We start from the raw sequence: 25,521 nt of genomic DNA, 5'->3' as shown, positions 1-25,521 counted from the left end.
GTCACTGTGACCATAGCAACGGCGAGCTCTTTTGGTCAACCTGACCTTAGGTAGTCTGTATGGGTGTCCAAGTACGACGGGACGGCACCGGTCGCGGTGACGGTCGATCTGGTGATCTTCACCCTGCGCCATTCCGCCCTGCACGTCCTGCTCATCGAGCGGGGCAAGGGCCCCTTCCTGGGCGAACTCGCCCTCCCCGGCGGCTTCGTCCGCGACGACGAGGACCTGCGCCAGGCCGCACTCCGCGAGCTGGGCGAGGAGACCGGCGTCGACGGCACCCGGCTCCACCTGGAGCAGCTGCGCACCTTCGGCACCCCCGGCCGCGATCCCCGGGTCCGCACGTTCACCGTCGCCTACCTGGCCCTCGGCCCCGACCTGCCCAGCCCCGTCGCCGGCACCGACGCCGCCCATGCCCGCTGGATGCCGGTGCAGGACGCCCTGACCTGCGGGCTGGCCTTCGACCACGCCGCCATCCTCGGGGAGGGGCTGCACCGGGCCCGGGCCAAGCTGGAGTACACCACCGTGGCCGCCGCCTTCTGCCAGGAGCCCTTCACGCTGGCCGACCTGCGCCACGTGTACGAGGTGGTGTGGGACCTCGACCTCGACCCGAGCAACTTCCGGCGCAAGGTGCTGAAGGCCGACGACTTCGTCATCCCCACGGGCGAGTACCGCGCCCCGGAGGTGGGGCGGCCCGCCGAACTGTATCGGCGCGGCCGGGCCGAGGTGCTCTTCCCGCCGATGGTGCGGGCCTGACAGGCGCGAAGTGGGGCAGCCGCCCGCCCCCGGCCCCCCGGGGCGGGCGACTGCCGCTCATGGGAGGGCCGTCACGCCTGCCCGCTGACGGCGTTCCGCAAGAAGTGCGAGGCCAGGACCAGCGTCCCGGCGGTCTCGGCCGCGATGACGGCCATCATGGCCAGCGAATGGGGCGTCGCGCTCCAGGCCACCGCCACGGCGATCAGCGGCGGGGCGCAGAACAGGCCGAGGTCCACGACGAGCTGGACGGACTTGCGCCGGGCCCGCCGCGGGTCGGCGCGATGACGGTGCTCCCAGGTGAACACCCCGCCGGCCGGGTGGCCCTGCCGTACCAGCTCTGGCGTGATCGCGTCCTTGATGTGCAGGCCGATCGCGGTGATGCGGTCGTCGTTCACGAGGTAGGTCCAGCCGAGGATCATGCAGACCGGCGGCAGCAGGGTGAGCATGGCCGGCGCGCCCGTCTCGATGGCTCCCGCGATCACCAGGGCGAACGCGGCGAGTGAGGTGTAGACGAGGTTGTCACGAGTGGAGATGCGCAGCCGCTGCTCCTCTTTGAGGTGCTCGTACTCCAGGAGCAGCAGGCTCGTGTGGGCTCGCATGAGACCCCCTGTTTAGGTCATCTTGACTATAAATGGTGGTAAGCGTCCGGGTCAAGGTGGCCTTTAAAGGTCGGACAATGCCGCGAGCTCGGTGCGCGAGCTGACGCCGAGCTTGGGGAATGCCTTGTACAGGTGCTGGGCCACGGTCCGCGGGCTCAGGAACAGGCGCGCCGCGATCTCCCTGTTGGCCAGGCCCCGCCCGGCCAGCTGCACGATCTGGCGTTCCTGCGGGGTCAGCGCGGCCAGCGGATCGCAGGCGCCGGAGCGCGGCGTGGCCCAGCCCGCCGCGTCCAGCTCCGCCCGCGCCCGGGCCGACCACGGATGCGCGCCGAGCCGCTCGAACGTCTGCAGCGCGGAGCTGAGCGGCTTCCTGGCGTCCACGCGGCGGCGGGCCCGGCGCAGCCACTCGCCGTACAGCACCTGGGTGCGGGCCTTCTCGAACGGCTGCGTGTGCAGCGCCAGCGCGGTGGTGAAGTGCTCCTCGGCCGGCTCGATCAGCGCCCGGCAGCGGTGCGCGAGCGCGTGCGCCCACGACTGATCCAGGATCGCCGCCCACTCGGTGAACCTGGCCAGCGGCTCCACCGCCCGCGCGGCCCTGCCGCACCGCACCGCCGCCTCCACCAGGTCGGGGACCACCCGCATGGCGGACATCTGGTCGCGTGCCCTGCCGTACACGAGGTCCTCGAAAGCCAGCAGCGCCGCCTCGGTACGGCCCAGCCCCAGCTCGAGCAGGGCCTGCGCGTCCCCGAAGCCTTCACAGGCGGCCTCGTCGCCCTCGATCGCCCCCAGCCGCGCCAGCAGCCAGCGGGCCCGCTCCGCCCACTGCGGCTGGGCGGTGTCCACCGCGATGCGGACCGCCTCGCCGGCGTGCGCGCGGGCGTCCGCGTGCCAGCCGAGCGCGAACTGGGTCCCGGCCAGATACGACAGCGCCTGCGGCAGCAGGCCCACCCGGCTTTCCTCCCTGATCGCGGAGGTGAACCGGGTGACCAGGTCATGGACCTGCCGGCCGGGCTCGGCCAGGCCCAGCCCCGCCACCAGCAGCAGGCCGCGCCGGTCCAGCGAGGCCATCTCCTGCGCGGCGGCGATCACCTCGGGCAACGGCGGCAGCCCCTCGACCGGCCGCCCCAGCGCGAGCGCCGCGAACCACCGGCACAGCTGGTACACCGGCCTGGCCGGATCGTCCTCCGGCACGCGCAGCCCGGCCAACTGGCGCGCGGTCGTGACGGCCATGTCCCGGTCGCCGTCCAGCCAGACGAGCGAGGAGGCGTCGAGCAGCAGCCAGGCCGCGGCCTGCGGATCGGACTCGGCGACATGGTCCACACCCGCCGACAGCAGCGCATGGGCACTCGGCAGCAGCCCCATGCCGTAATACGAACACGCCCGCACGCGCATGAGCCGGGAGTGCAGATCCGGCTCGACGGACGGCCCGCACGCGTGCTCGGCGATGGCCCGCGCCTGGTCGAAGCGCCCGCCGTACTCGGCCGCCTCCGCGGCCAGCGTGAGCCGCCTGGCCCGATCCTCCTCCTCCACGCTGAGCTCCGCGGCCCGCTGGTAGGCGGCCGACGCGGACGCGCCCCCTCCCCGCTCGGCCGCGCGCCTGGCCGTGCCCTCCAGCTCCTCGGCCAGCTCCTCGTCGGGCGCGGTCGCCGCCGCCGCACGATGCCAGGCCCGCCGGTCGGCGTCCCGCGGGTCGCGCAGCGCGCCGGCCAACGCGGCGTGTACGGCCAGCCGTACCTCCTCACCGGCGGCGTTCTGAACGGCGGCCCGCACGAGCGGGTGCCGGAACTGCAGGCGGCGCCCCTCGACGGCGACCAGCCCGCTGGCCCGGATGGTCTCCAGGCCGGCGGGGTTCGTGCCGAGTTCGGCGCCGGCGGCCAGGATCGTCTCCAGGTCGCCGGTGCCGTCGAGCGCGGCGACGGTCAGCAGGGTCCTGGCGGTGGCGGGCAGCGCGTTGGCGCGGTGTTCGAAGGCTTCCTGCAGGCGCCCGGACAAGGGGTGCTGCCCGAGGGACTTGGGCAGCTCGACGAGGGCGAGCGGGTTGCCGTCGGCCTCGGCCAGCACGCGGTGGCGCAGCCCGATGGGCAGGTCGCCCGCGGTGGCGTCCAGCAGTTGGGCGGCGTCGTCGGGCGGCAGCGCGCCGAGGCGGACCTCGGGCAGGCCCGGGGCGGGGAAGCCGGGGTCGCGGGCGGCGAAGACGAGCGCCACGCCGTCGGCGTCCAGGCGGCGGGCGGCGATGACGAGCGCGTCCGCGGAGGCGTGATCGAGCCAGTGAGCGTCGTCGACCAGGCAGAGCAGCCCGCCTTCCTCGGCCAGCTCCGACAGCAGCGACAGCACGCCGAGGCCGATCAGGAACCGGTCCGCGGCGGCCGGCCCCAGGCCGAACGCGCCGCGCAGGGCGTCGGCCTGCGGCTGGGGTAACCGGGCGAGCCGGTCGAGGAACGGGTGCAGCAGCAGGTGCAGGCCGGCGAAGGGCAGGTCGGCCTCGGCCTCGATGCCCGCGCCGCGCAGCACGCGCAGCCCCGTGGCGGCGGAGCCGGCGTAGCCGAGCAGGGACGTCTTGCCGATTCCCGGGTCACCGCGCAGGACCATGACGCCGCTGGAGCCCGCCCGGGCCTTCCCCAGCAGCCGGTCCACGGCAGCCTGCTCGCTCTCGCGCCCCCACAGCACAGCGCCACCCTATTACTCGTGCCGGGGGACGGGGGATCCGGTGCGCTTAGGCGAAATATTGAAGTCCCCTGGCGCGCACTTACTTGTGACCAGCACGTCACTTGTGGTCCGCTTGGTATTAGGAAAGCGTGCCGGAATTCAAGGGCCGCCTCCAGGTAATTACGGTGTGGTGTTCACACGACCTCGAGAGAATGCTTTCCGGCAATCGCTGTTGTCCCCGTGGGCCGCTGACGGCAGACGGGAAGTCGTGATGGCCTCTGTGTCTGTGCAGTCATGCGCACTAGGTGGAGAGGAGCCGATCCACATGGTAGAAATCCTCAGGTCCAACCCCAGTCCTCGGATAGAGGGAGGGGCGCACGAAGACGATCCCGATTACCACTTCTCGATCAAGTACTCGGCCTCGTTCGACCCCGGAGAGATGGGTGTGAGCTTCCGGGAGTTCGCGCGGCTCCGGGAGGAGGACGGCGGGACGACCTTCGGCGACGACTTCATCACCGCATCCAACCCGGGCGGGAACAACTTCACGCCCAGCCAGCTACCCGGCCGGCCGGACAACCGGCCAGGAGCGCAGGGCATGACCGTCGTCGACCGGGAAGTCAGATTCGACCTGCCGCGTGAGGTGGCGGACACAGAGGGATTTCCTCATGGCCACGAGGAAATCTACGGGGAAATCTGGCTGCGGTCCGCCATGAATTTGAGCAGCAGCGCACCTGAAGGGTCCGACAGCGGACTGGCCAAGACGAACGTCGGCGACTTCAACCCGTGATCCGCGAGGCATGAGCGGGGCGGTGCCGGGGCATGCGGGCCGCCGGCCCGCCCGGCCCGAGGTGGGTGGTGATCATATGACCGGCACGACCGCGCTCGGGCTGATCGCCCTGCCCCGTCTCATGGACCGGACCGCGGGCAGGCGCGCCACCAAGGTCGGGCTCATCGACGGCCCGGTGCCGGCCGATCACCCCGCGCTCGCCGATGCCCACCTCGACCATCTCGTCCCGGCTGATTCCGCACCGGGCGACGCCGCCTCCCACCATGCGACATCCGTGGCCGGCATTCTCGTCGCCCGGCGCGGGTCCGGCCCTCCCGCCATCTGTCCCAGCGTCACCCTGGTACTCCGGCCGATCTTCCCGTGCGCGTCCGCGCAGTGCGCCGGCACCGGTACGGCCGCGCCGGGCGCCCTCGCGTCGGCGATCGCCGACCTCGTCGACGCCGGGGCAAGGGTGCTCAATCTGAGCTTGGCGCTGACGCCGCAAAGTCCGCACGATCACGCGCTGCAAGGGGCGCTGGACTATGCCGCCCGGCACGGCAGGATCGTTGTGGCGGCCGCGGGCGATCATGCGGCGATCGGCGCCTCGGTCATCACGCGCCACCGTTGCGTCATCCCCGTCGTCGCCTACGACCTTCAGGGACGGCCCGCGCCCGCGTCGAATCTCGGACTGACGATCGGCCTGCGCGGCGTGGGCGCGCCCGGAACGGGGATCGTCAGCCTGGCGGCCGACGGCGGCCTTCGCCCGTTCGGAGGGACGAGCGCGGCGGCTGCCTTGATCACCGGAACCATCGCCCTGTTGTGGTCGGAGTTCCCCGACGCGGCGCCGGCCGAGGTCATGCGTGCGGTCACCCGCTCCACGCCCACGCGCACCTCTGTGGTTCCACCGCTGGTGAACGCCTGGGCGGCCTACGAAACACTGCACGCATAGGAGGCCATGAGATGGCCGACGAGATCGCGGAGACGTCCGGGCCGTCGTCCCGGGTGCGTCTTCCAGGATTCGTCAACGACGAGGACATCGGCTTGGGCGACGTCGTCAAGCGCGTCACCCGGGCGGCCGGCTTCCGGCCGTGCCGGGGCTGCGAAGAGCGTGCCGCGACGCTCAACCGCTGGCTCAGGTTCTCCGGCAGAACCCGCAGACCGCACCGAGGGGGGAGGTGACAGCCGAGCGCGTGACTCGACCGCCCACCAGGAAGGAGCAGCCTCATGGAAGACCACGAACCGGCCCCGCAGAACGCGACCGCGCCGCCCGCTCACGACGTGGCCGCCGGCTCCCTGTCGCCGGCGAGGGAAGTCCACTCCTGTTCGACATGCGGCCAAGGCGCCGGCGAGATGGTTCCGCCCTACGTGTACGCGCTGGGCCGGATCGAGCCACGGATGCCCAGCCTGGGAGTGGAGAAGGAGTTCGCCCAGGCGACCGGACGCGCCGAGACCACCGACGTGACCGACCGTCAGGCGCTGCATGCCGTCCTGACCGAACCGCAGAATCGTTACCTCGCCCGCCAGCTGTGTTACGTGCTCACCATTCAGGGGCTCGACACCTACCTGCTGCGCCCGCGCGACCCCGGAGACTTCGCCTTCCTTGTCGAAGCCCTTCACGACGCGCCGAGGTTGACGGATCTGCACATCGTGATCGGCCTGCGGGGGCCGTTGGCTCCCCCCGATCAGTGCAATGGGCTCATGTTGCCGGTCGTGGACTTCGATCAGATCTACGCCTTCAATGCCCGGTCACTCGTTCAGTCCCTGCCGAAACCCGACGACCTCGACGAGGAGAAGTTCCGCGCGACGGCCGAGGAACTGTTCGAAAGAGTGATCCAGATGGCCGACAACGCGGGCGCCGCCGACGAGCACCGCGCCGTGAACTATCTGGCGGTGCGCTATCCCGCCATCTACGCGAAGTGCGCGGAAGCCCACGCCTCCGGCGCGGCGCTGACCGCGATCGAAACCCGCCCGTCCCGCCTGAGCGGCGTGCGGAGAATCACGGATGTCATCTTCTCGTTCACGAACCGGAAGACCGACGTCACGGAGAAGTTCTTCGTCCGGGTCGACGTCGAAGAGGAGTTTCCGCACCTCACATCCAAACTGTCTCCCTACTACGACCGATAGCACGGCCGGGAGAGTGAGGCACGATGTTCGTGCCAGGCGTAACGGCGCACACCTCGCTGTATCGGACCAGGAAGCAGTACCGCGCGGCTTCCGGCCGGACCTTCGCCAAGGGCGGCGTGCGACTCGCGGATTGCATGGACGACTGCATGAGCGAATGCATGGCCGCCGGCGGGGAGTCCTACGAGTGCAAACCGATGTGCCACCAAACGTGCACCTCGCCGCCGCTACCACCCTGCGACTCGTTCTGGGTCGACGGCAAGGAGTACTGCTGCTTCAGGGGCACCGACCCGTGCATCGGCGAGGTGCGGCCGGACGGAGGGCGGAACGTCAGCTGTCTCCAGCGCGGAATGAGCTGCTGCAACGGGATCTCCTACTGGTCGGACATGTCCGTCTGCATCAACGGCGTCATCCAGAACTGCTGGCCAGGGCAGACCTGCTGGCCCTTCGGGTGTTGCAAGCCCGACGAAGCATGCACCGACGAGGGTTGCGTGCACCGTAGCCAGCTCTGCCCGGGATCAGGACGCCGCTGCAAGCCGCATGAGTCCTGCACCGAGGAAGGCTGCGTCCCTCGCAGTGAAATCTGCCCGGGATCGGGCCGCCGCTGCAAACCGGGAGAGGTCTGCACACAGCAGGGCGGATGCTGCCCGCAGGACAAGGCCACGCCTTCACGGTCACGCTGCTGCGGAGCCAAGCAGCCGTGCGGTGAAGACTGCTGCGATCAGTGCTGCGGGGGAAAGGTGTGCTGCCCCGGCCACGGACGTTGCGGGGAGCGTGTCCTCGCCAGAGGCCAGCCGGGCGTGCCTTGGTGCTTCGTCTGAGCCCGCCTACGCGGTGGGAACGGGGTCGTCCTTCAGGCTCCGCAGCGGGGAGAGCCAGAGCACCAGCGGCCCGAGGCCGACCGTCAACGCCGCCGCCAGCAGGGTCAGCCGGAGTCCGACGACCTCCGCCAGCGCGCCCGCCAGCAGGGCGCCGAGCGGGGCGGCGCCCCAGGCCAGCCATCTGGTGGTCGCCGCGAGGCGACCCTGAAGCTCGAGCGGGGTGATCAGCTGGCGGAAGCTGCGCTGGCTCACCTGGACGATCACGGCGCCGGCGAAGAGGATCGTCCAGGAGAGGGTGACGACGATCTGACCGGCCAGGCCCGGCGAGGCCAGGACGAGGGGCAGATCACCCACCGCGTACACCGTCGCGCTCCACACGATGGTCCGCGCGAGGCCGAACCTGCTGGTCAGCCGGTGGGCGATCATTCCGCCCGCGACGCCGCCGAGGCCGCTCACCCCGAGCGCCAGGCCGATGACCTGGGGTTGCCAGTGCAGCTCCTTGACCACGTAGACGATCCAGAGCGCGTGGGTGCCGGCCAGGGCGAAGGAGAAGACCGGCAGGGACAGCGCGATCGGGCGGATCAGCGGATGCCGGAAGACGTAGCGGAGCCCTTCGGCGACCTCGCTGCGCATGCGGGTGCCCTGGGGCGGTGAAGGCGGCGGCTCCGGTGCGCGAATCGCCCAGATGGCCAGGGCGGCCGCGAAGAAGGACAACGCGTCGGCGAGCATCGCCTTCACGGCCCCGGCCAGTCCCACGATGAAGCCGCCGGCGGAGGCGCCCAGCGTGGACGCCGCCGTCATGGCCAGGCTGAGCTTGGCATTGCCCTCGACCAGCCGCTCCCGGCCGAGCAGCACGAGGGGGTAGCTCTGGTAGACGGGGTTGAACACGGTCTCGCACAGTCCCGCGACCGCGGCCACCACGTAGAGCTGCGCCAAGGTCAGCGCCCCGAACACGGCCGCCACCGGGATCGAGAGCATCGCCAGTCCGGCGACCAGGTGGGTCGAGATCATGATCGGCCGCTTGCGCCACCTGTCGGCCAGCACGCCGGCCGGCAGCGAGGCGAACAGGACCGGGAGTTTGCGCGCCGCGGCGACCACACCCATCTCGAACGGCGAAGCGCCCAGCACCACACCGGCGACCAGCGGCAGCGCGAGCAGGGTGACCTCGCTGCCCAGCATGCTGGCGTTCTGGGCGCTCCACAGGAGCACGAAATCCCTGTCTCTCCACAATGATCTCTTTCCGGACATCTGATGCATGCTACGGGTGCGGGAGGGTTCGTGATCTGGCCGAGATTACTTATGAGATGACTCATTCGAGGGATTCGGCGGCTCTCTAATGTCCGAGTCATGACGCCTTTCACCATCGACATTCCCCAGGCCGACCTCGATGACCTGCGTGAACGCATTCTCCGCACCCGCTGGTCGCCCGAGTTGCCCGGCGCCGGATGGGACCGCGGTGTCCCGGTCGACTACCTCAAGGGCCTGGCCGACTACTGGGCCAACGGCTTCGACTGGCGCAAGGCCGAGGCCGAACTCAACCAGTGGCCGCAGTTCACGACCGAGATCGACGGTCAGACGGTGCACTTCCGGCACATCCGGGCCGAGCGTGAGGACGCGTTGCCGCTGCTGCTCATGCATGACAACCCGGGTGGCATCGTCGGCCTGCTCGACGTGCTGACCCCGCTGTCGCGCGACTTCCACATCGTCGCCCCCACCAACCCGGGGTTCGGTTTCTCCACGCCGGTCTCGAGCGCCGGGTGGACCGTCCCGCGGACCGCCGCGGTCTTCGCCGAGCTGATGTCCCGGCTCGGCTATGAGCGGTACGGCGCGCACGGCGGTGGCGGCGGCGCCAACCTGTCCATGGCGCTGGCCCGCCACGTGCCGGACCGGCTCGCCGGCATCCATCTCAACGCCTACGTCACGATCCCGATGGGCGACCTGCCAGAGCTCAACGAGGACGAGCAGCGCCGCCTGGGCCTCATCCAGCACTTCATGCAGGACGGCATGGGCTTCAACATCATCATGACCACCCGGCCGCAGACCATCGCCCACGGCCTGCACGACTCCCCTGTCGGCCAGGCCGCCTGGATCGTGGAGAAGTTCAAGGAGTGGACCGACGGCAGCGCCGAGCTGCCTGAGGACGCGTTCTCCCTGGACCGCATCCTGACCGAGGTGAGCACCCAGTGGTTCACCGGGACCCAGGGCTCGATCGCGCAGAGCTACCGCGACGTCTCCCAGGATCCGACCGCGTGGGCGCCGAAGCCGCCGGTCACGGTGCCGACCGGGTTCGCGGTGGCCTCCGCGGACGTGACCGTGCGCAGCCTGGCCGAGCAGGAGACGAACGTGGTGCGCTGGACCGAGTTCGACCGGGGCGGCGCCTATCTGGCGCTGGAGCAGCCGGACCTGCTCATCGCCGACGTGCGCGCCTTCTTCACCGGCCTCAGCTAGGCGACGAGCTCCGTCCTCTCCAGGGCGGTCATGCGGAAGCGCATCCGGCACACCACCGCGTCGGTGCGCATGCGCAGCGCCCTGGCCAGGACGGCGCCGCGCTGGTTCTGCAGCAGCCGCTGCCAGAAGTGCTCCGGCTCGACCTCGGCGATCAGCACGAACACGTGGCTCTCGGGGACCTGCTTCAGGTAGGTGACCAGCGGATCGTCCAGGCGGCGGCGGGGGTCGAACAGCTGCACCAGTTCGACGTCGGGGTGCCAGCGCTCCCAGTCCTCGACGAAGCGGCGGGCGGCGCCCTCGTCCTCCGGGTGGGTGATGTTGATGGCGACGACGCGGTCTCCGAGGGAGAGGGCGGCGGCCAGCGCGTCGCGGCTGAGGCGGTTGACCGCGTGGACCGGGACCACGACCAGCGAGCGCCGCGGGCGCGGCGGGGCCGGCGTGCGGCCGAGTTCGAGGCGTTCGCCGATGCGCGCGTAGGAGCGGTTGACCCAGGTCATGGCCACCACCATGAGCGGCAGGGCGACGACGATGAGCCAGCCGCCCTCGGTGAACTTGGAGACGGTCACCACGATCGCGGCCACGAACGTCAGCAGGGCGCCGAAGCCGTTCAGGGCCACGCGCCAGCGCCAGCCCGAGGGCCGGTCGGCCAGCCAGTGCCTGACCATGCCGGCCTGGGACAGGGTGAAGCCGACGAAGACGCCGATGGCGAACAACGGCACCAGAAGGTTCATGTCGCCCTGCGCGATGATCAGGAGGATCGCGCTGGTGAGGGTGAGGAAGGCGATGCCGTACCGGTGGACCTGACGGTCGGCGCGCAGCGCGAACAGGTGCGGCAGGTTGTTGTCGGCGGCGAGCAACTGGGCGAGCACGGGCAGGCCGCCGAAGGAGGTGTTGGCGGCCAGCGCGAGCAGGACGACCGTGGCGAACTGCACGAGGTAGAACAGCCAGCCGTCGCCGAGCGCGGCCTGCGTGACCTGGGCGAGCACGGTCACCCCTTCGACCGGGGCGATGGCGAACTTCTCGATCAGCGCCGCGATGCCGATGAGCATGACAGCCAGCAGGACGCCCAGCGCGACCTCGGCGTTCTGTGCGCGTTTGATCCGGGGCTGTTTGAAGGAGGGCACCGCGTTGGCGATGGCCTCGACGCCGGTGAGGGAGGCGCAGCCGTTGGCGAACGCCTTCAGCAGCAGCAGGACGCCGACGGTCTGCAGGCTCGTGGCGGTGTGCTCGGGGCCGGCGACGGCGGGCTCGCCGCGGATCAGGCCGGCGACGATCACCAGGACGATCGAGCCGACGTAGATCACCGTGGGGACGACGAAGGCGCGGGCGCTGTGGGCGATGCCCTTGAGGTTGATCGCGGTGATGAGCGCCAGCACGCCGAGGCACAACCACACCGTGTACGGCAGGAGCGCGGGCAGCGCCGAGGTCAGGGCGGCGACGCCGGCCGCCACGGAGACGGCGACGTTGAGCACGTAGTCGATGATGAGCGAGGCCCCGGCGACCAGGCTGGCGTGGCGGCCCAGGTAGGTCTTGGCCGCGCCGTACGCGCCGCCGCCCTCGGGGAAGGCGGCGATCACCTGGCGGTAGGAGAAGGTCAGTACGGCCAGCAGCGCCGCGATGGTGAGCGTGACCGGGATGGTGAATCCGAGGCCGGCGCCGCCGGCGAGGGCGAGAACGAGGACGATCGCCTCGGGACCATAGGCGACCGACGCCATCGCGTCGAGCGACAGGGCGGCCAGCCCGCCGGTGACGGTCAGCCGGTGCCGGTCGCCGGGGGCCTGTACTGCGGACATCGAAGTCCTCCAGAGAAGGGGATTACAGCCCCATAGTCGGGCTAAACCCGACATGCATCGGCGGATATATGCGCCTTCTTGATGCTTCTTCTCTGGATAGCTATGCAAAAGGTACGGGCCTGGTCAGAGGGGTGGGCGTCAACCACGCGTCATCGTTGTGGCGGATCGCGTCTGGATCGCGTAGCGAACGGTATTCGGGCGACATATCGGGCTTAGCGTCACGTTTGCATGACTTCTCCCAGGAGGACCCTCGAATGTCAGACGTGCCGCTCTTCGTCCCGGTCCATGAGGGCCGGTACAGCTCCTCACTGCGCCTGTTCCGCACGGCCGCGGGCAAGCGAACGGCGGTGGCCTTCACCTCCCCGCTGCGCCTGGCGCGCGTGCTCGGCAGCGAGCAGCACTGGGTACGGCTCAGCGAGCCCGCCCTGCGTGGCATGATCCGCGACCTCGACGTCGTCGGCATCGTGGTCGACCCCGCGGGAACCATGGCCCGCACGAACTCCGGAGCGGCCTGATGTGCGTCCTCGGCCAAGACCTGGCCCAGCCGGAAACCGACGCCGACCCCTGGCCCGCCTCGGCCCTCTTCCGGGAGGACGGCGACGCCACCGGCGCCGGCGTCTCCCTCATGGAGATCGCCCGCCTCTACGGCACCCCCGCCTACGTCGTGGACGAGGCGGACGTGCGGCAACGCTGCCGCGACTACCTCGACGCCCTGCCGGACGCGACCGTCGCCTACGCGGCCAAGGCGTTCCTGTGCCGGGCCATGGCCAGCTGGGTCCGCGAGGAAGGGCTCGGCCTCGACGTCTGCTCCGGCGGCGAACTGGCCATCGCGAGGTCCGTCGGCTTCCCGCCCGAGCGCATCATCTTCCACGGCAACGCCAAAACCCCCAGGGAACTGCGTGAGGCCGTGGAGATGGGCGTCGGTCGGATCGTCGTGGACAACCTCGCCGAGATCCACCGCATCGCCGCCCTGGTGCCCAACGGCCGCCGGCAGAAGATCCTCGTACGCGTCATCCCCGACATCGAGGCGGGCGCCCACCCCAAGATCCGCACCGGCGGCGAAGGGCAGAAGTTCGGCCTGTCCATCGCCACCGGCGAAGCGGGCGTGGCCGTCTCCCGCGTGCTCGAACAGTGCAACCTGGAGCTCGTGGGACTGCACTGCCACCTCGGCTCGCAGATCGGCAGCGCCGAGCCGTACGAGCAGGCGGTGAAAATCCTGGTCGAACAGCTCGCGCTCATCCGCGACGCCCACGGCGTCGCCCTGCCCGAGCTGGACCTCGGCGGCGGCCAGGGCATCGCCTACCTCGAAGGCGAGCACGGCCTGTCCCCCCGCGCCTTCGCCGCGGCGGTCACCACCGCGCTCACCGAGCGCTGCGCCGGGCTCGGCCTGCCGGCGCCCCGGCTGACCGTGGAGCCCGGGCGCTCGATCAGCGGCCCCGGCGGCATGACCCTCTACCGGGTCATCGCCGTCAAGCGCGGCGGCGGGCGCGTGTTCGTCGCGGTCGACGGCGGGATGAGCGACAACCCCCGGCCCTCCCTGTACGGCGCGCGGTACACGATGCGGATGATCGGCCGGCGCTCCCACGAGGCTCCCCGGCCGGTCACCGTGGTGGGACACCACTGCGAGAGCGGCGACGTGCTGGCCGAGGACGTCTTGCTCCCCGCGGACGTACGGCCCGGCGACCTGCTGGTCGTCGCGGCCACCGGGGCGTACCACCACTCCATGGCCTCCACCTACAACGCCACCGGGCGGCTGCCCGTCATCGCGGTGTCCGGCCGCCGCGCCCGGCTGGTGGTCCGGCGGGAGGAACCCGACGACCTTCTCGTGCGTGAGGTGGGGCTGTGACGGGCATACCGGACTATCTACCCACCCGAGTTGGAAGGAGCATGATGCGGACCCGTAAACCGCGGCCCGAAGCACTTGGACTCCTCGCCCTGATCGCCATCGTCGCCGCGATCACCCTGGTGTTCGAGATCCTTCCTTAACCACACATCAGCCGCGCCCCGGACTACCTGGGCGCGGCTTTCGTCTGTGTGACCCGGGGATCGGGCCAACCTTTAAGGACCACCACAACTACCCGGTTGGCCAGGAGAAGGGCCAGGTAGAGGGGGGTATGGGCGGCCGGAAGGGTGGTGGCCTTAAGGGCCCACGACCCGGCCAACCCACCCAACCGGCCAACCCCAGGCCAACCCACCCAACCGGCCGACTCACCAGACCGGCCCACCCCGGACCGGGGTCCCTGGGGTCAGGGTTGGAAGCGGTAGCCCATGCCGGGTTCGGTGATGAGGTGGGCCGGGTGGGCGGCGTCGGGTTCCAGTTTGCGGCGGAGCTGGGCCATGTACTGGCGTAGGTAGTGGGTTTCCTTCACGTACTTCACGCCCCACACCTCAGTCAGGATCTGCCGCTGGCTGACCAGTTTGCCGGGGTTGCGGAGGAGCAGTTCGAGGATGTGCCATTCCGTCGGCGTCAGCCGTACGTCGCCCGAGACCGTTTTGCTGGTCAGGTCCACCAGATGGTCGCCGACCTTCACGCGGGCCAGCTCCGACTCGTGCAAGGTGGTGCGGCGGGTGACGGCGCGGATGCGGGCCAGGAGCTCGTCTATGCCGAACGGCTTGGTGACGTAGTCGTCGGCCCCGGCGTCCAGGGCGTCTACCTTGTCCTGGTTTCCGGCGCGGCCGGACAGGACGATGATCGGGATGGTGGTCCAGCCGCGCAGCCCGTGGATGACGTCCACGCCGTCCAGGTCGGGCAGGCCGAGGTCGAGGATGACCAGGTCGGGGTGCCAGTCGGCGGCTTCGCGCAGGGCGGTGCCGCCGTCCTGGGCCACGGCCACCTCGTAGTGGCGGGCGACCAGGTTGATGCGTAGCGCGCGCAGGATCTGGGGCTCGTCGTCCACGACGAGGATCCTGGTCATGCCAGCTCCCTGATGGGCATCGTGAGGATCATGGTGAGACCTCCCCCTGGTGTCTCATCGGGTACCAGAGTGCCGCCCATGGCCTCCGCCAGCCCTCGGGAGAGGGCCAGGCCGAGGCCGACACCGGTGTGGTTGTCGCGGTCACCCAGGCGTTGGAAGGGCAGGAAAACGCGGTCGTGGGCATCGGGCGGGATGCCGGGGCCGCGGTCGATCACGCGGATCTCGACGCGGTCGCCGTGCCGGCTCGCGGTGAGGTGGATCTTCTCCGTGGGCGGGCTGTAGCGGACCGCGTTGGACATCAGGTTGACGAGCACGCGTTCCAGCAGGGCCGGGTCGGCGATGATCTCCGGGAGTTCGATGGAGATGTCGCCTTCGACGCGGTCGCGCATCGGGCCGAGGTCGTCGACCGCCCTGGGGACAACCTCTTCGAGCGCCACCGGCTCCAGGGAGACGCCGAGCACACCGGCCTGCAGGCGGCTCATGTCGAGCAGGTTCGCGACCAGCCGGTCCAGGCGGGCCAGCGACTCGTCGGCGGTGGCCAGCAGTTCCTCGCGGTCCTCGGGGCTCCAGTCGATCTCGTCGCTGCGCAGCGAATCGACCGCCGCCTTCGCCGAGGCGAGCGGGGTGCGCAGGTCGTGGCTGACGGCGGCCAGCAGCGCGGTGCGCATCTTGTCCGCCTCGGCCAGGGGTTTGGCCTGGCCGGCTTCTTCCTCCAGCCGCTGCTGGCGCAGCGCGACGGCGATCTCCGCGGCGAACGCCTCCAGCACCCGCCGGTCGGAGGCGTCCAGCAGGCCGCCGCGCGCGGCGAGCACGAGGTCCTCGTCGATGACGACGTCGGTGTCGCCGCCGCGTGGCGTGGTGCAGGGTGCGCCGCCGGTCGTGGCGACGATCTTCCAGGCGGCCGGGTCGGTGTGGTCGTCGGGCGCCTTGCCGGTGTCGGGCAGCCGTTCGAGCAGCGTGACCGAGGTCAGCCCGAACGTCTCCCGCACCCGCACCAGCAGCTCCGACACGGCCGCCTCACCGCGCAGCACGTGCCCGGCCAGCGTCGAGAGCACCTCCGCGTCCGCGCTGGCGCGCGCCGCTTCCCTGGTACGGCGGGCCGCCAGGTCCACGATCGTGGACACGGCCGCCGCCACCAGGACGAAGACGACGAGCGCGAAGAGGTTCTCCGGATCGTTGATCGTGAACTCGCCCACAGGCGGCGTGAAGTAGTAGTTGAGCAGCAGCGACCCGCCGACGGCCGCCGTGATGGCCGGCCACATGCCGCCGATGAGCGCCACGCCCACGGTCATGACCAGGAACAAGAGGATCTCGCTGGGCAGCGACAGGTCATCCCGGAACGGGATGAGCGCCGCCGTGAGCAGCGGCATGCCGGCCACCGCGCTGATCCAGCCGATCATCCGACGGGTCTTGGTGAGCGCGGCCCCGGTGCGTTCGGGGCGGCGGCGGCCCTTCTTCACCTCCTCGTGGGTGATCATGTGCACGTCGATGGAACCGGACAGGGCCGTGGTGTCCACGCCGACGCCACGGGAGAAGATCTGCGCGAAGCGGCCCCGGCGGGAGGCGCCGAGGACGAGCTGGGTGGCGTTGACGCCGCGAGCGAAGTCGAGCAGCGCCCGCGGGATGTCGTCGCCGACCACCTGGTGGTAGGTGCCGCCCATGCTCTCGGCCAGGGAACGCTGGCGGGCCAGGTTGGCGGGGTCGGCGCTGGACAGGCCGTCGGCCCTGGTCACGTGGACCGCGAGCAGGTCGGCGCCCTTGGTGCGGGCGGCGATCCGGGCGGCCCGCCGTACCAGAGTGTCGCCTTCTGGACCGCCGGTCAGGCAGACGACCACGCGCTCGCGCGCCTCCCACGTGCCTTTGATGCCGTGGTCGCTTCTGTAGCGGTCCAGTTGCTCATCGACTTTTCCCGCGACCCACAGCAGGGCCAGCTCGCGCAGCGCGGTGAGGTTGCCTTCGCGGAAGTAGTTGGACAAGGCGGCATCGACCTTCTCCGGGGCGTAGATGTTGCCGTGGGCCATGCGGCGGCGCAGCGCCTCCGGCGACATGTCGACCAGCTCGATCTGCGTGGCGCGGCGCACGACCTCATCGGGGACGGTCTCGCGCTGGGGGATGCCGGTGATCTGCTGGACGACGTCGTTGAGCGACTCCAGGTGCTGGACGTTGACGGTCGAGATGACGTTGATGCCGGCGTCGAGGATCTCCTCGATGTCCTGCCAGCGCTTGGCGTTGCGGGACCCGGGGACGTTCGTGTGCGCCAGCTCGTCGATGAGGGCGATCTTGGGTGCGCGCTCGAGGACGGCGTCCACGTCGAGTTCGGTGAAGGTGGCCCCCCGGTGGACCATCGTCTTGCGGGGGATCACCTCCATGCCCTCGAGGAGCTCCGCGGTGCAGGGGCGGTCGTGGGTCTCGACGAGACCCACGACCACGTCCCTGCCCCGCTCCAGTGCCCGGCGGCCTTCACCCAGCATCGCGAAGGTCTTTCCCACTCCTGGGGCGGCGCCCAGATAGACCCTCAGCCGGCCGCGTGGCATCTGCTACTCCTTGCCGAGTGCCAGGTTGAGCTCAAGCACGTTGACCGCCGGCTCGCCCATGAAGCCGAGCGCGCGCCCGGTCGTGTTGGCCGTGATCAGCTTCTTGACCTCGTCGAGGGAGACGTTGCGCGCCTTGGCCACACGCGGGGCCTGCAGCTCGGCGTAGGCCACCGAGATGTGCGGGTCCAGGCCGGAGCCGCTGGCGGTGACCGCGTCCGCGGGCACCTTCACGTCGGTGACGTTCCCGCGGATCGGCACGGTACGGCCGGCCGCGTAGTCCTCGCCGGGCTTGCCGCACTCGACCTTGACGCCCTGGTATTCGGCGACGAAGGGCTGGGCGGGGCACGCCTGGTTGACGCTGACCGCGCGGGTCACCGTACCGAGGGCCGGGAAGACCTTCAGCACGGCGCCGACGCCGTCGGGGGCGCAGAAGGGCCGGGCGCCGCTGACGCCCTCCAGCTCGCCGATCGCCTTGGACCGGGCGCAGACCTGGGTGAGCAGCGACTGCTTGCCCTCCTTGGCGGCGTCGTCGGCGCCGTCGGGGTCGGGCAGGACGTCCAGGACGTCTTCCGGGCCGAGGTTGCTGGCGGCGGTGGACAGCATGTCGTAGCCGTCACCGGCCGCCGACGGGCGGCTCTGGAAGAGCGTCTTGTCCGGGTTGCCGTCCTTGTCGAAGAAGTTCTGGCCGATGATCGAGCTGCCCACGACCTTGCCGTCCTTCTCGACGAGCGAGCCGTTGGCCTTGTTGGTGAACACGGCCTGCGCCACCCCGGTCACCACGAGCGGATAGACCGCACCGAGGACCAGGGTCATGACGATGACCGCGCGGATGGCCGCGACGTGCTGGCGGATCCAGCTGGGCAGACGTTCCATTTAAGACATCCCCGGAAGGAACTGGATGAGGAGATCAATGAGCTTGATCCCGATGAAGGGGGCGATGATGCCGCCCAGGCCGTAGACGTAGAGGTTGCGGCTGAGCAGCTTGGAGGCGCTGGAGGGCCGGTACCGCACGCCGCGCAGGGCCAGCGGGATCAGCGCCACGATGATGATCGCGTTGAAGACGACCGCCGACAGGATCGCCGACTGCGGGCTGGCCAGGCGCATGACGTTCAGCGCGTCCAGGCCCGGGTACACCGCGGCGAACATCGCGGGAATGATCGCGAAGTACTTGGCGATGTCGTTGGCGATCGAGAACGTGGTCAGCGCGCCGCGGGTGATGAGCAGCTGCTTGCCGATCTCGACGATCTCGATGAGCTTGGTCGGGTTGGAGTCGAGGTCGACCATGTTGCCGGCCTCCTTGGCGGCCGACGTGCCGGTGTTCATGGCCACGCCGACGTCCGACTGCGCGAGCGCGGGGGCGTCGTTGGTGCCGTCACCGGTCATCGCGACCAGCCGGCCGCCCTCCTGCTCCTTCTTGATCAGGGCGAGCTTGTCCTCGGGAGTGGCCTCCGCGAGGAAGTCGTCCACGCCAGCCTCGTCCGCGATCGCCTTGGCGGTCAGCGGGTTGTCGCCGGTGATCATGACGGTGCGGATGCCCATGCGGCGCATCTCGTCGAAACGCTCGCGCATGCCCTCCTTGACGACGTCCTTGAGATGGATGACGCCCAGGACACGGCCCTTCTCGGCCACGACCAGAGGGGTGCCGCCACTGGCCGAGATGCCGTCCACGATGGCGCCGAGCCCTTCGTCGTGGTCGCCCGCCCACCTCATGACGGCGCTCGCCGCGCCCTTGCGCACCTCGCGGCCGTCCAGATCGACACCCGACATGCGGGTCTGGGCGGTGAAGGGCACCCATTCGGCGTTGTGCACGTCGCGCTCGCGCAAGCCGTACCGCTCCTTGGCGAAGACCACGATGGAGCGGCCCTCGGGAGTCTCGTCGGCGAGGCTGGACAGCTGCGCCGCCTCGGCGAGCTCCTGCTCGGTGACGCCGGCGACCGGGACGAACTCCGACGCCTGCCGGTTGCCCAGCGTGATGGTGCCGGTCTTGTCCAGCAGCAGCGTGGAGACGTCGCCCGCGGCCTCGACCGCGCGGCCGGACATCGCCAGCACGTTGCGCTGGACCAGGCGGTCCATGCCGGCGATGCCGATGGCCGACAGCAGCGCGCCGATCGTGGTCGGGATCAGGCAGACGAGGAGCGAGGCCAGCACGATGCCGCTGACGCCGTCGCCGGTCAGGGCCAGGGAGTCGGGGATGCCGGGGTTCTGGCTCTTGGCCCAGATCGCCATCGGCTGCATGGTGACGGTCGCGGCCAGGAAGATGATCGTGAGCGCGGCCAGCAGGATGTTCAGCGCGATCTCGTTGGGCGTCTTCTGCCGGTTGGCGCCCTCGACCAGGGCGATCATCCGGTCGATGAAGCTCTCGCCGGGCTTCTGGGTGATCCGGACGACGATCCGGTCCGACAGCACCTTGGTGCCGCCGGTGACCGCCGAGCGGTCGCCGCCCGACTCGCGGATGACCGGAGCCGATTCGCCGGTGATGGCCGACTCGTCCACGCTGGCGATGCCCTCGATCACGTCGCCGTCGCCGGGGATGATCTCGCCGGCCTCGACGATCACGACGTCACCCTGCTGAAGCTGGGTGGCGGGGACCGTCTCGCCGGACTGCTTGCGGGCGATCGTGTCGGTCTTGGCCTTGCGCAGCGTGGCCGCCTGGGCCTTGCCGCGGCCTTCGGCGACCGCCTCGGCCAGGTTGGCGAAGACCACGGTCAGCCACAGCCACACCACGATCGCCCAGGCGAAGAACGACGGGTCCACGATCGCCAGGACCGTGGTGAAGACCGCGCCGATCTCCACGATCAGCATGACCGGGTTGCGCCACAGCGTGGCCGGGTTGAGCTTCTTGAACGCGTCGGGCAGGGACTTGACGAGCTGCTTCGGGTCGAGCAGGCCGCCCCCGACCTTCTGGGTGGTCATGACAGGAGTCCTTCTGCGAGCGGCCCCAGCGCGAGCGCCGGGAGGAAGGTCAGGGCGACGAGGATGATCGTCACGCCGACGACCATGCCGACGAACTGCGGCCGGTGCGTGGGCAGCGTGCCGACGCTCTCCGGAACCGGTTTCTGCTGCGCCAGCGAGCCCGCCAGCGCGAGCACGAAGATGATGGGCAGGAACCGGCCGAACAGCATGCACAGGCCGAGCGCGATGTCGTAGAACGGCGTGTTCACCGTGACACCGCCGAAGGCCGAGCCGTTGTTGTTCGAGGCGCTGGTGAAGGCGTAGAGGATCTCGGAGAAGCCGTGCGGCCCGCTGTTGAGCATGGCCGCCAGGCCCGCCTCGTTGCCCATCGCCACCGCGGTGCCGACGAGGACCAGGATCGGGGTGACCAGGAAGTACATCGAGGCCAGCTTGATCTCGCGGGCGCCGATCTTCTTGCCCAGATACTCCGGCGTGCGGCCGACCATGAGGCCCGCCACGAAGACGGTGATCACGGCCAGCACGAGCATGCCGTAGAGGCCCGCGCCGACGCCGCCGGGCGCGACCTCGCCGAGCATCATGTTGAACATCGTCATCATGCCGCCGAACGGCGTGTAGGAGTCGTGGAAGGAGTCCACGGCGCCGGTGCTCGTCAGCGTGGTCGCCGCGCCGAACGTGGCGGAGTTGGCGACGCCGAACCTGACGTCCTTGCCCTCCATCGCCGCGCCGATCGCCTGCGGGACGGTGGCGTTGCCGGCCAGCTCGAAGACGTTCGTCAGGACGACGCTGGCCAGCGCGATGACGCCCATGACGGCGAGGATCGCGTAGCCCTGGCGCACCTGCCCGACCATCTTGCCGAAGGTGCGGGGCAGCGCGAACGGGATGAGCAGGATCAGGAAGATCTCGAACCAGTTGGTCCAGCTCGTGGCGTTCTCGAAGGGGTGGGCGGAGTTCGTGTTGTAGAAGCCGCCGCCGTTGGTGCCGAGCTCCTTGATGACCTCCTGGCTGGCCACGGGGCCGCCGGTCATGTTCTGCGGGCCGGTCAGGCCGGCGATCTCGTGCGGTCCGGCGAAGTTCTGCACCAGGCCGCCGGCCACGAGGATCAGCGCGCCGACGAAGGCGATCGGCAGCAGGATGCGCAGCGTGCCGCGCACGAGGTCCACCCAGAAGTTGCCGAGCGTGTCGACGCCCCTGCGGGCGAAGCCGCGCACCAGCGCGACCGCGACGGCCATGCCGACCGCGGCGGAGACGAAGTTCTGTACGGCGAGGCCGGCCATCTGGACCAGGTGGCCCATCGTGGACTCACCGGAGTACGCCTGCCAGTTCGTGTTGGTGACGAAGCTGACCGCGGTGTTCCAGGCCACGTGGTCCGTGACCGGGTCGAAGCCCAGGCTCAGGAACAGGTGGTTCTGCAGGCGCTGCAGGCCGTACAGGAACAGGAGGGAGATGACCGAGAACGCGAGCAGGCTGCGCGCGTAGACGCCCCAGCGCTGCTCGGAGTCGGCCTGGACGCCGAGGAGCTTGTAGATGCCCCGCTCGACGACGTTGTGCTTCGCGCTGGTGTACACCCGGTACATGTAGTCGCCGAGTGGCTTGTGCGTGATGATCAGCGCGAGGATGAGGGACGCGATGAAGATCCAGCCCATTTAGAACCGCTCCGGGAAAAGCAGGGCCGCGACCATGAAGATCACCAGGCCGACGGCCACGATCAAGCCAGTGGCGTTGATGGCACTCACAGGCGCTCGACCGCCTTAACGACTAGCCCGAAGATCACGAACAACGCGATCGTCAGGACGACGAAGATGACGTCAGCCATCCCCACTCCTCAGTTCCGGAAGTTGCTTTCATGGCCAAGGAAAGCGGGTGATTTGACGGTTTTTGCCGTTCTTGACGGGTTCCATACGGCGTCGAGCCAGCTTTTGACACGATCCCTACATAGGGATGTCGTCAACGCCGGACGCCGCAGGTCAGCCATCGACAACACTCGACGAGTGCCCCCTGATATCGAGCAATTTCACCATCCCCGCTCCGCCCGGACGCCCGCACGTGAAGCGCTGCTCGCCGGACTGACCGGCGCCGTCGTCGAGATCGGCGCGGGCGACGGCGGCAAGTTCCGCCACTACCCCGCGACGGTCACCGAGATCACCGTGGTCGAGCCCGACGCCCTGCTGTGCCAGACCGCCCGCGAGGGCTGCGCCGGCTCCGCCGTACCGGTCAGGATCCAGACCGGCGGCCTCGACCGCCTTCCCCTTCCCGGCGGCAGCGCCGACGCGGTCGTCTGCTCCCTGGTCCTGTGCTGCGCCCCGCGCCTTTCCGTCACGCTCGGCGAGGTCATGCGGGTCCTGCGCCCCGGCGGTGAGCTGCGCTTCTACGAGCACGTCCGCTCCGCCAACCCGTTCGTCGCCTTCACCGAGCGGATCATCGGCCCCATCTGGGCGCAGGCGGCCGGAGGCTGCCATCCGGCCCGTGACACCGTACGCGCCATCCGCGAGGCCGGATTCGTGATCGACCAGGTGAAACGCCTGGACTTCGACCGCATATCGCATGTTCTGGGGATCGCACGCCGCCTCTGAGACCGATACCCTTTATGCCCAGGCGCGCCGGGAAGCCTGGTCGGCACTTCCTCTGGTCAAGGAGTCCCGGTGCAGAGCGTGCAGATCGTGTTGTCCCTCGTGGCCGTGGCGACGGTCGTGGCCACCTTCGCCGATCGCGTCAGCGTGCCCGCGCCGTCGTTGCTCGTGGTCGCCGGCATCCTGGTCGGCCTGCTGCCCGTCGCCGGGCACATCCAGGTCACCCCGGAGATCGTCAGCCTCGTCGTGCTGCCGCCCCTGCTCTACGCCGCCGGCGAGGAACTGTCCTGGCAGGAGCTCAAGAACCTGTGGCGCCCGGTCGCGCTGCTGGCCGTCGGGCTCGTGCTGGTCTCCGCCGCCGCCGTGGGGTACGTGAGCACGCTGCTCACCCCGATGCCGCTGCCCGTCGGCTTCGTCCTCGGCGCCGTCCTGGCCAGCACCGACCCGGTGGCCGTCACCGCCCTCGGGCGCAGGTTGTCGCTACCGCCCCGCCTGCAGACGCTGGTCCAGGCCGAGAGCCTGTTCAACGACGCCACCAGCCTGATCCTCTTCCGGATCGCCGTGGCCGCCGCCGTCGCGGGCGGCGTGGCGGGCTGGAGCGGGGTCGCCGCCGACTTCCTGCTGCTGGCCGGCGGGGGCGCGCTGGTCGGCACGCTGATGGCCGCGGTCATCTCCTTCGTACGGCGGCGCACCGAGGACCCCGTCCTCGAGAGCGTGATCGCACTCCTGACCCCGTACGTCACCTTCGTCCTGGCCGAGAACGTCCACGCCTCCGGCGTCACCGCCGTGATCGTCACCGGCGTGATCCTGGGCGTCAGGGCGCACCGGCTCACCAACTCCGGCATCCGCCTCCAGCTCACCGCCGTCTACGGGACGCTCATCTTCATCCTGGAGAGCGTGGTCTTCAGCCTCATCGGCATCCAGTTGCCCGGGCAGATCGAGGAACTGGCCGGGCAACCCTGGATCCCCGCCGCGCTGGTGATCGCGGTCGTGCTCGTCGCGGTCAGAGTGGCGTGGATGGTCCCGCTCTCGGCCGTCCAGCAGTGGCGCGGCGGCGGCCGCATCCGGCCCGCCTGGCAGGTGCCCGCCGTGGTGTCGTGGGCCGGTGCGCGGGGCGTGGTGCCGCTGGCCGCCGCCCTGTCCATCCCGGCCACGCTGCCGCACCGGCCGCTGCTGATGGTGCTGACCACGAGCGTGATCGTGATCTCCCTGGTCGTGCAGGGGTTCACGCTCGCGCCGCTGGTCAGGCTCTCGGGGCTGGCGGTGGCGCCGGACAACGCGCGGGCCGAGTACACACTGGCCAGGGCACACCTGTCGGAGATCGCGCTGACCTACGTGGACGAACTGGCCGACCTGGAGGCGGCCTCGCCGGTGGTGCTGCAGCACGTGCGCCGGTCGCTGGAGGCCCAGAACGAGCTGGAGCAGGCGCCGGACGAACTCGCCGAAGCCTACGGGCACCTGCGCCGCGACGTGCTGGCCGTACAGACGGCGGAGGTCGCCCGGCTGCACACGTCGGGGAAGATCAGCGAGGAGACGCGCCGCCGCCTCCAGCTCCACCTCGACCGCCAGGACCAGCGCTACCTCTCCTGACTTCGCGACCGTTCCCTTCACGGCGGGCCGCCTCTGTCCCCAGCCTTTACGGCAGGCCGCCGCCCCCGCCCCCCGCCGACGTGGGTCGCCGCCGATCGTCAGGCGCTTCTCACGTCGGACGTGGTTCTCTCCGTGACGAGGTCCCCTTGACCGGCCTCCGCGGACCGCGGCGGGCCGACCGCCCGGGGGGCGCCGGAATCCCCGAGCTCCCCCGGTTTCTCCTCAGGCTTTTCGTCCACGTCCACCCGGGTCTGTTCGGCGGTCTGGCTGGCCTTCTCGAAGAAGCGCAGGAGTTCGACCGGCAGCGGCATGATCAGGGTGGAGTTCTTCTCCGCCGCCACCTCCACCACGGTCTGCAGGAGGCGCAGCTGCAGGGCGCCCGGGGTCTGGGACATGACGGCCGAGGCGTCGGCCAGTTTCTGGGATGCCTGGAGTTCGCCGTCGGCGACGATGACCCGGGCGCGGCGTTCGCGTTCGGCTTCCGCCTGGCGCGACATCGAGCGTTTCATCGACTCCGGCAGCTGGACGTCCTTGATCTCCACGCGGTCGATGTGGATGCCCCAGCCGAGCGCCGGGCTGTCGATCATCAGGGCCAGGCCCTTGTGGAGCTCTTCCCGGTTGGACAGCAGGTCGTCCAGTTCGCTCTTGCCGATGATGTTGCGCAGCGAGGTCTGGGCCACCTGCTCGATGGCGAACAGGTAGTTCTGCACCTCGATCGAGGCCCGGAGCGGGTCCTGGACGCGGAAGTAGACGACGGCGTCCACGCGGACGGAGACGTTGTCGCGGGTGATGCCCTCCTGGGTGGGGATGGGCATGGTGACGATCTGCACGTTGACCTTGGTCATCTGGTCCACGAATGGGATGAGCAGCCTGAGGCCCGGCTGGCGGACCTGGGGCTGTGCCCGTCCGAGGCGGAAGACGACGCCTCGTTCCACCTGGTTGACGACCCGGACGCCGGTGACCAGGACCATGAGAACGAGGAAGGCGATGATGCCCAAAAGGACGATGGTGGTTTCCATGGCGGTGTCCCTTCCTCTTTCGAGGCTAGATCCGAT

21 protein-coding genes are annotated in these 25,521 nt (G+C 70.1%); 10 read left to right on the top strand and 11 right to left on the bottom strand.

The window, feature by feature from the left end; all coding sequences use genetic code 11:
• Positions 1-63: 63 nt before the first annotated feature.
• Entirely contained in the window at positions 64-753 is a 690-nt protein-coding gene (locus FVE25_RS23680) for an NUDIX hydrolase (protein WP_246267340.1), read from the top strand.
• A gap of 71 nt (positions 754-824) precedes the next feature.
• On the opposite strand, the gene FVE25_RS23675 is transcribed toward FVE25_RS23680, so the two are convergent.
• Together FVE25_RS23675 and FVE25_RS23670 are read right to left on the bottom strand one after the other, a co-directional pair.
• The gene (locus tag FVE25_RS23675) at positions 825-1,352 is read right to left on the bottom strand and encodes a hypothetical protein (RefSeq protein WP_157249233.1); all 528 of its coding nucleotides are present in this window, start codon (positions 1,350-1,352) and stop codon (positions 825-827) included.
• A 63-nt stretch (positions 1,353-1,415) separates the two neighbouring features.
• A complete protein-coding gene (locus FVE25_RS23670) occupies positions 1,416-4,019 on the bottom strand; it encodes an ATP-binding protein (RefSeq protein WP_157249232.1) in 2,604 nt (867 codons plus the stop codon).
• 304 nt (positions 4,020-4,323) lie between these two features.
• On the opposite strand from FVE25_RS23670, the gene FVE25_RS23665 reads away from it, so the two are divergent.
• From FVE25_RS23665 to FVE25_RS23650, 4 genes are all read left to right on the top strand, one after another.
• A complete protein-coding gene (locus FVE25_RS23665) occupies positions 4,324-4,785 on the top strand; it encodes a hypothetical protein (RefSeq protein ID WP_157249231.1) in 462 nt (153 codons plus the stop codon).
• Between the two features lie 76 nt (positions 4,786-4,861).
• Positions 4,862-5,713 (top strand): S8 family peptidase, encoded by an 852-nt coding sequence (locus tag FVE25_RS23660; RefSeq protein WP_157249230.1) that lies wholly within the window; start codon positions 4,862-4,864, stop codon positions 5,711-5,713.
• An 11-nt stretch (positions 5,714-5,724) separates the two neighbouring features.
• On the top strand, positions 5,725-5,943 hold the full coding sequence (locus FVE25_RS23655; RefSeq protein ID WP_157249229.1) for a hypothetical protein: 219 nt from the start codon (positions 5,725-5,727) through the stop codon (positions 5,941-5,943).
• A 45-nt stretch (positions 5,944-5,988) separates the two neighbouring features.
• Positions 5,989-6,888, top strand: a complete 900-nt coding sequence (locus FVE25_RS23650; RefSeq protein WP_219825619.1) for a cyanobactin maturation protease PatG family protein — start codon at positions 5,989-5,991, stop codon at positions 6,886-6,888.
• A gap of 824 nt (positions 6,889-7,712) precedes the next feature.
• Here FVE25_RS23650 and FVE25_RS23645 read toward each other — a convergent pair.
• Positions 7,713-8,954 (bottom strand): MFS transporter, encoded by a 1,242-nt coding sequence (locus FVE25_RS23645; protein WP_281367879.1) that lies wholly within the window; start codon positions 8,952-8,954, stop codon positions 7,713-7,715.
• Positions 8,955-9,053: 99 nt separating this feature from the next.
• Between FVE25_RS23645 and FVE25_RS23640 the strand changes: the two genes are divergently transcribed.
• Positions 9,054-10,154: an epoxide hydrolase family protein gene (locus tag FVE25_RS23640; protein ID WP_157249227.1), complete on the top strand. Its 1,101-nt coding sequence runs from the start codon at positions 9,054-9,056 to the stop codon at positions 10,152-10,154.
• Here FVE25_RS23640 and FVE25_RS23635 read toward each other — a convergent pair.
• A complete protein-coding gene (locus tag FVE25_RS23635; RefSeq protein WP_181019687.1) occupies positions 10,151-11,947 on the bottom strand; it encodes an APC family permease in 1,797 nt (598 codons plus the stop codon). The genes FVE25_RS23640 and FVE25_RS23635 overlap by 4 nt on opposite strands.
• Positions 11,948-12,201: 254 nt before the next feature.
• Between FVE25_RS23635 and FVE25_RS23630 the strand changes: the two genes are divergently transcribed.
• Both FVE25_RS23630 and lysA read left to right on the top strand, forming a co-directional pair.
• Positions 12,202-12,462, top strand: a complete 261-nt coding sequence (locus FVE25_RS23630; protein ID WP_157249225.1) for an SAV_915 family protein — start codon at positions 12,202-12,204, stop codon at positions 12,460-12,462.
• Positions 12,462-13,793, top strand: coding sequence for a diaminopimelate decarboxylase (gene lysA, locus FVE25_RS23625; RefSeq protein WP_157249224.1), 1,332 nt, complete (start codon positions 12,462-12,464; stop codon positions 13,791-13,793). The genes FVE25_RS23630 and lysA overlap by 1 nt, the downstream gene beginning before the upstream one ends.
• A gap of 400 nt (positions 13,794-14,193) precedes the next feature.
• Here lysA and FVE25_RS23620 read toward each other — a convergent pair whose 3' ends face one another.
• Genes FVE25_RS23620 through kdpF form a run of 6 tightly spaced genes read right to left on the bottom strand, consistent with a single transcriptional unit; the run spans position 14,194 to position 22,042 of the window.
• Positions 14,194-14,862 (bottom strand): response regulator, encoded by a 669-nt coding sequence (locus tag FVE25_RS23620; protein WP_157249223.1) that lies wholly within the window; start codon positions 14,860-14,862, stop codon positions 14,194-14,196.
• Complete coding sequence (locus tag FVE25_RS23615; protein WP_157249222.1) at positions 14,859-17,396, bottom strand: sensor histidine kinase; 2,538 nt, start codon at positions 17,394-17,396, stop codon at positions 14,859-14,861. The genes FVE25_RS23620 and FVE25_RS23615 overlap by 4 nt, the downstream gene beginning before the upstream one ends.
• Positions 17,397-17,399: 3 nt before the next feature.
• Positions 17,400-18,269 carry a potassium-transporting ATPase subunit C gene (locus FVE25_RS23610; protein ID WP_157249221.1) on the bottom strand — a complete coding sequence of 290 codons (870 nt, stop codon included), beginning with the start codon at positions 18,267-18,269 and terminating at the stop codon, positions 17,400-17,402.
• Positions 18,270-20,309 (bottom strand): potassium-transporting ATPase subunit KdpB, encoded by a 2,040-nt coding sequence (gene kdpB, locus FVE25_RS23605; RefSeq protein WP_157249220.1) that lies wholly within the window; start codon positions 20,307-20,309, stop codon positions 18,270-18,272.
• Positions 20,306-21,952: a potassium-transporting ATPase subunit KdpA gene (kdpA, locus tag FVE25_RS23600; RefSeq protein ID WP_157249219.1), complete on the bottom strand. Its 1,647-nt coding sequence runs from the start codon at positions 21,950-21,952 to the stop codon at positions 20,306-20,308. The genes kdpB and kdpA overlap by 4 nt, the downstream gene beginning before the upstream one ends.
• Positions 21,953-22,042 (bottom strand): K(+)-transporting ATPase subunit F, encoded by a 90-nt coding sequence (kdpF, locus tag FVE25_RS23595; protein WP_157249218.1) that lies wholly within the window; start codon positions 22,040-22,042, stop codon positions 21,953-21,955. It lies immediately after the preceding gene.
• A 255-nt stretch (positions 22,043-22,297) separates the two neighbouring features.
• Between kdpF and FVE25_RS23590 the strand changes: the two genes are divergently transcribed.
• Both FVE25_RS23590 and FVE25_RS23585 read left to right on the top strand, forming a co-directional pair.
• Positions 22,298-22,879 carry a class I SAM-dependent methyltransferase gene (locus FVE25_RS23590; protein ID WP_157249217.1) on the top strand — a complete coding sequence of 194 codons (582 nt, stop codon included), beginning with the start codon at positions 22,298-22,300 and terminating at the stop codon, positions 22,877-22,879.
• A gap of 69 nt (positions 22,880-22,948) precedes the next feature.
• Positions 22,949-24,466 carry a Na+/H+ antiporter gene (locus FVE25_RS23585; RefSeq protein ID WP_157249216.1) on the top strand — a complete coding sequence of 506 codons (1,518 nt, stop codon included), beginning with the start codon at positions 22,949-22,951 and terminating at the stop codon, positions 24,464-24,466.
• Between the two features lie 98 nt (positions 24,467-24,564).
• On the opposite strand, the gene FVE25_RS23580 is transcribed toward FVE25_RS23585, so the two are convergent.
• Positions 24,565-25,485, bottom strand: coding sequence for a slipin family protein (locus FVE25_RS23580; RefSeq protein ID WP_157249215.1), 921 nt, complete (start codon positions 25,483-25,485; stop codon positions 24,565-24,567).
• Positions 25,486-25,521 lie beyond the last annotated feature (36 nt).

The organism is Nonomuraea typhae (assembly GCF_009760925.1).
Lineage (GTDB): Bacteria > Actinomycetota > Actinomycetes > Streptosporangiales > Streptosporangiaceae > Nonomuraea > Nonomuraea typhae.
This window is presented reverse-complemented; position numbering and strand designations above follow the sequence as displayed.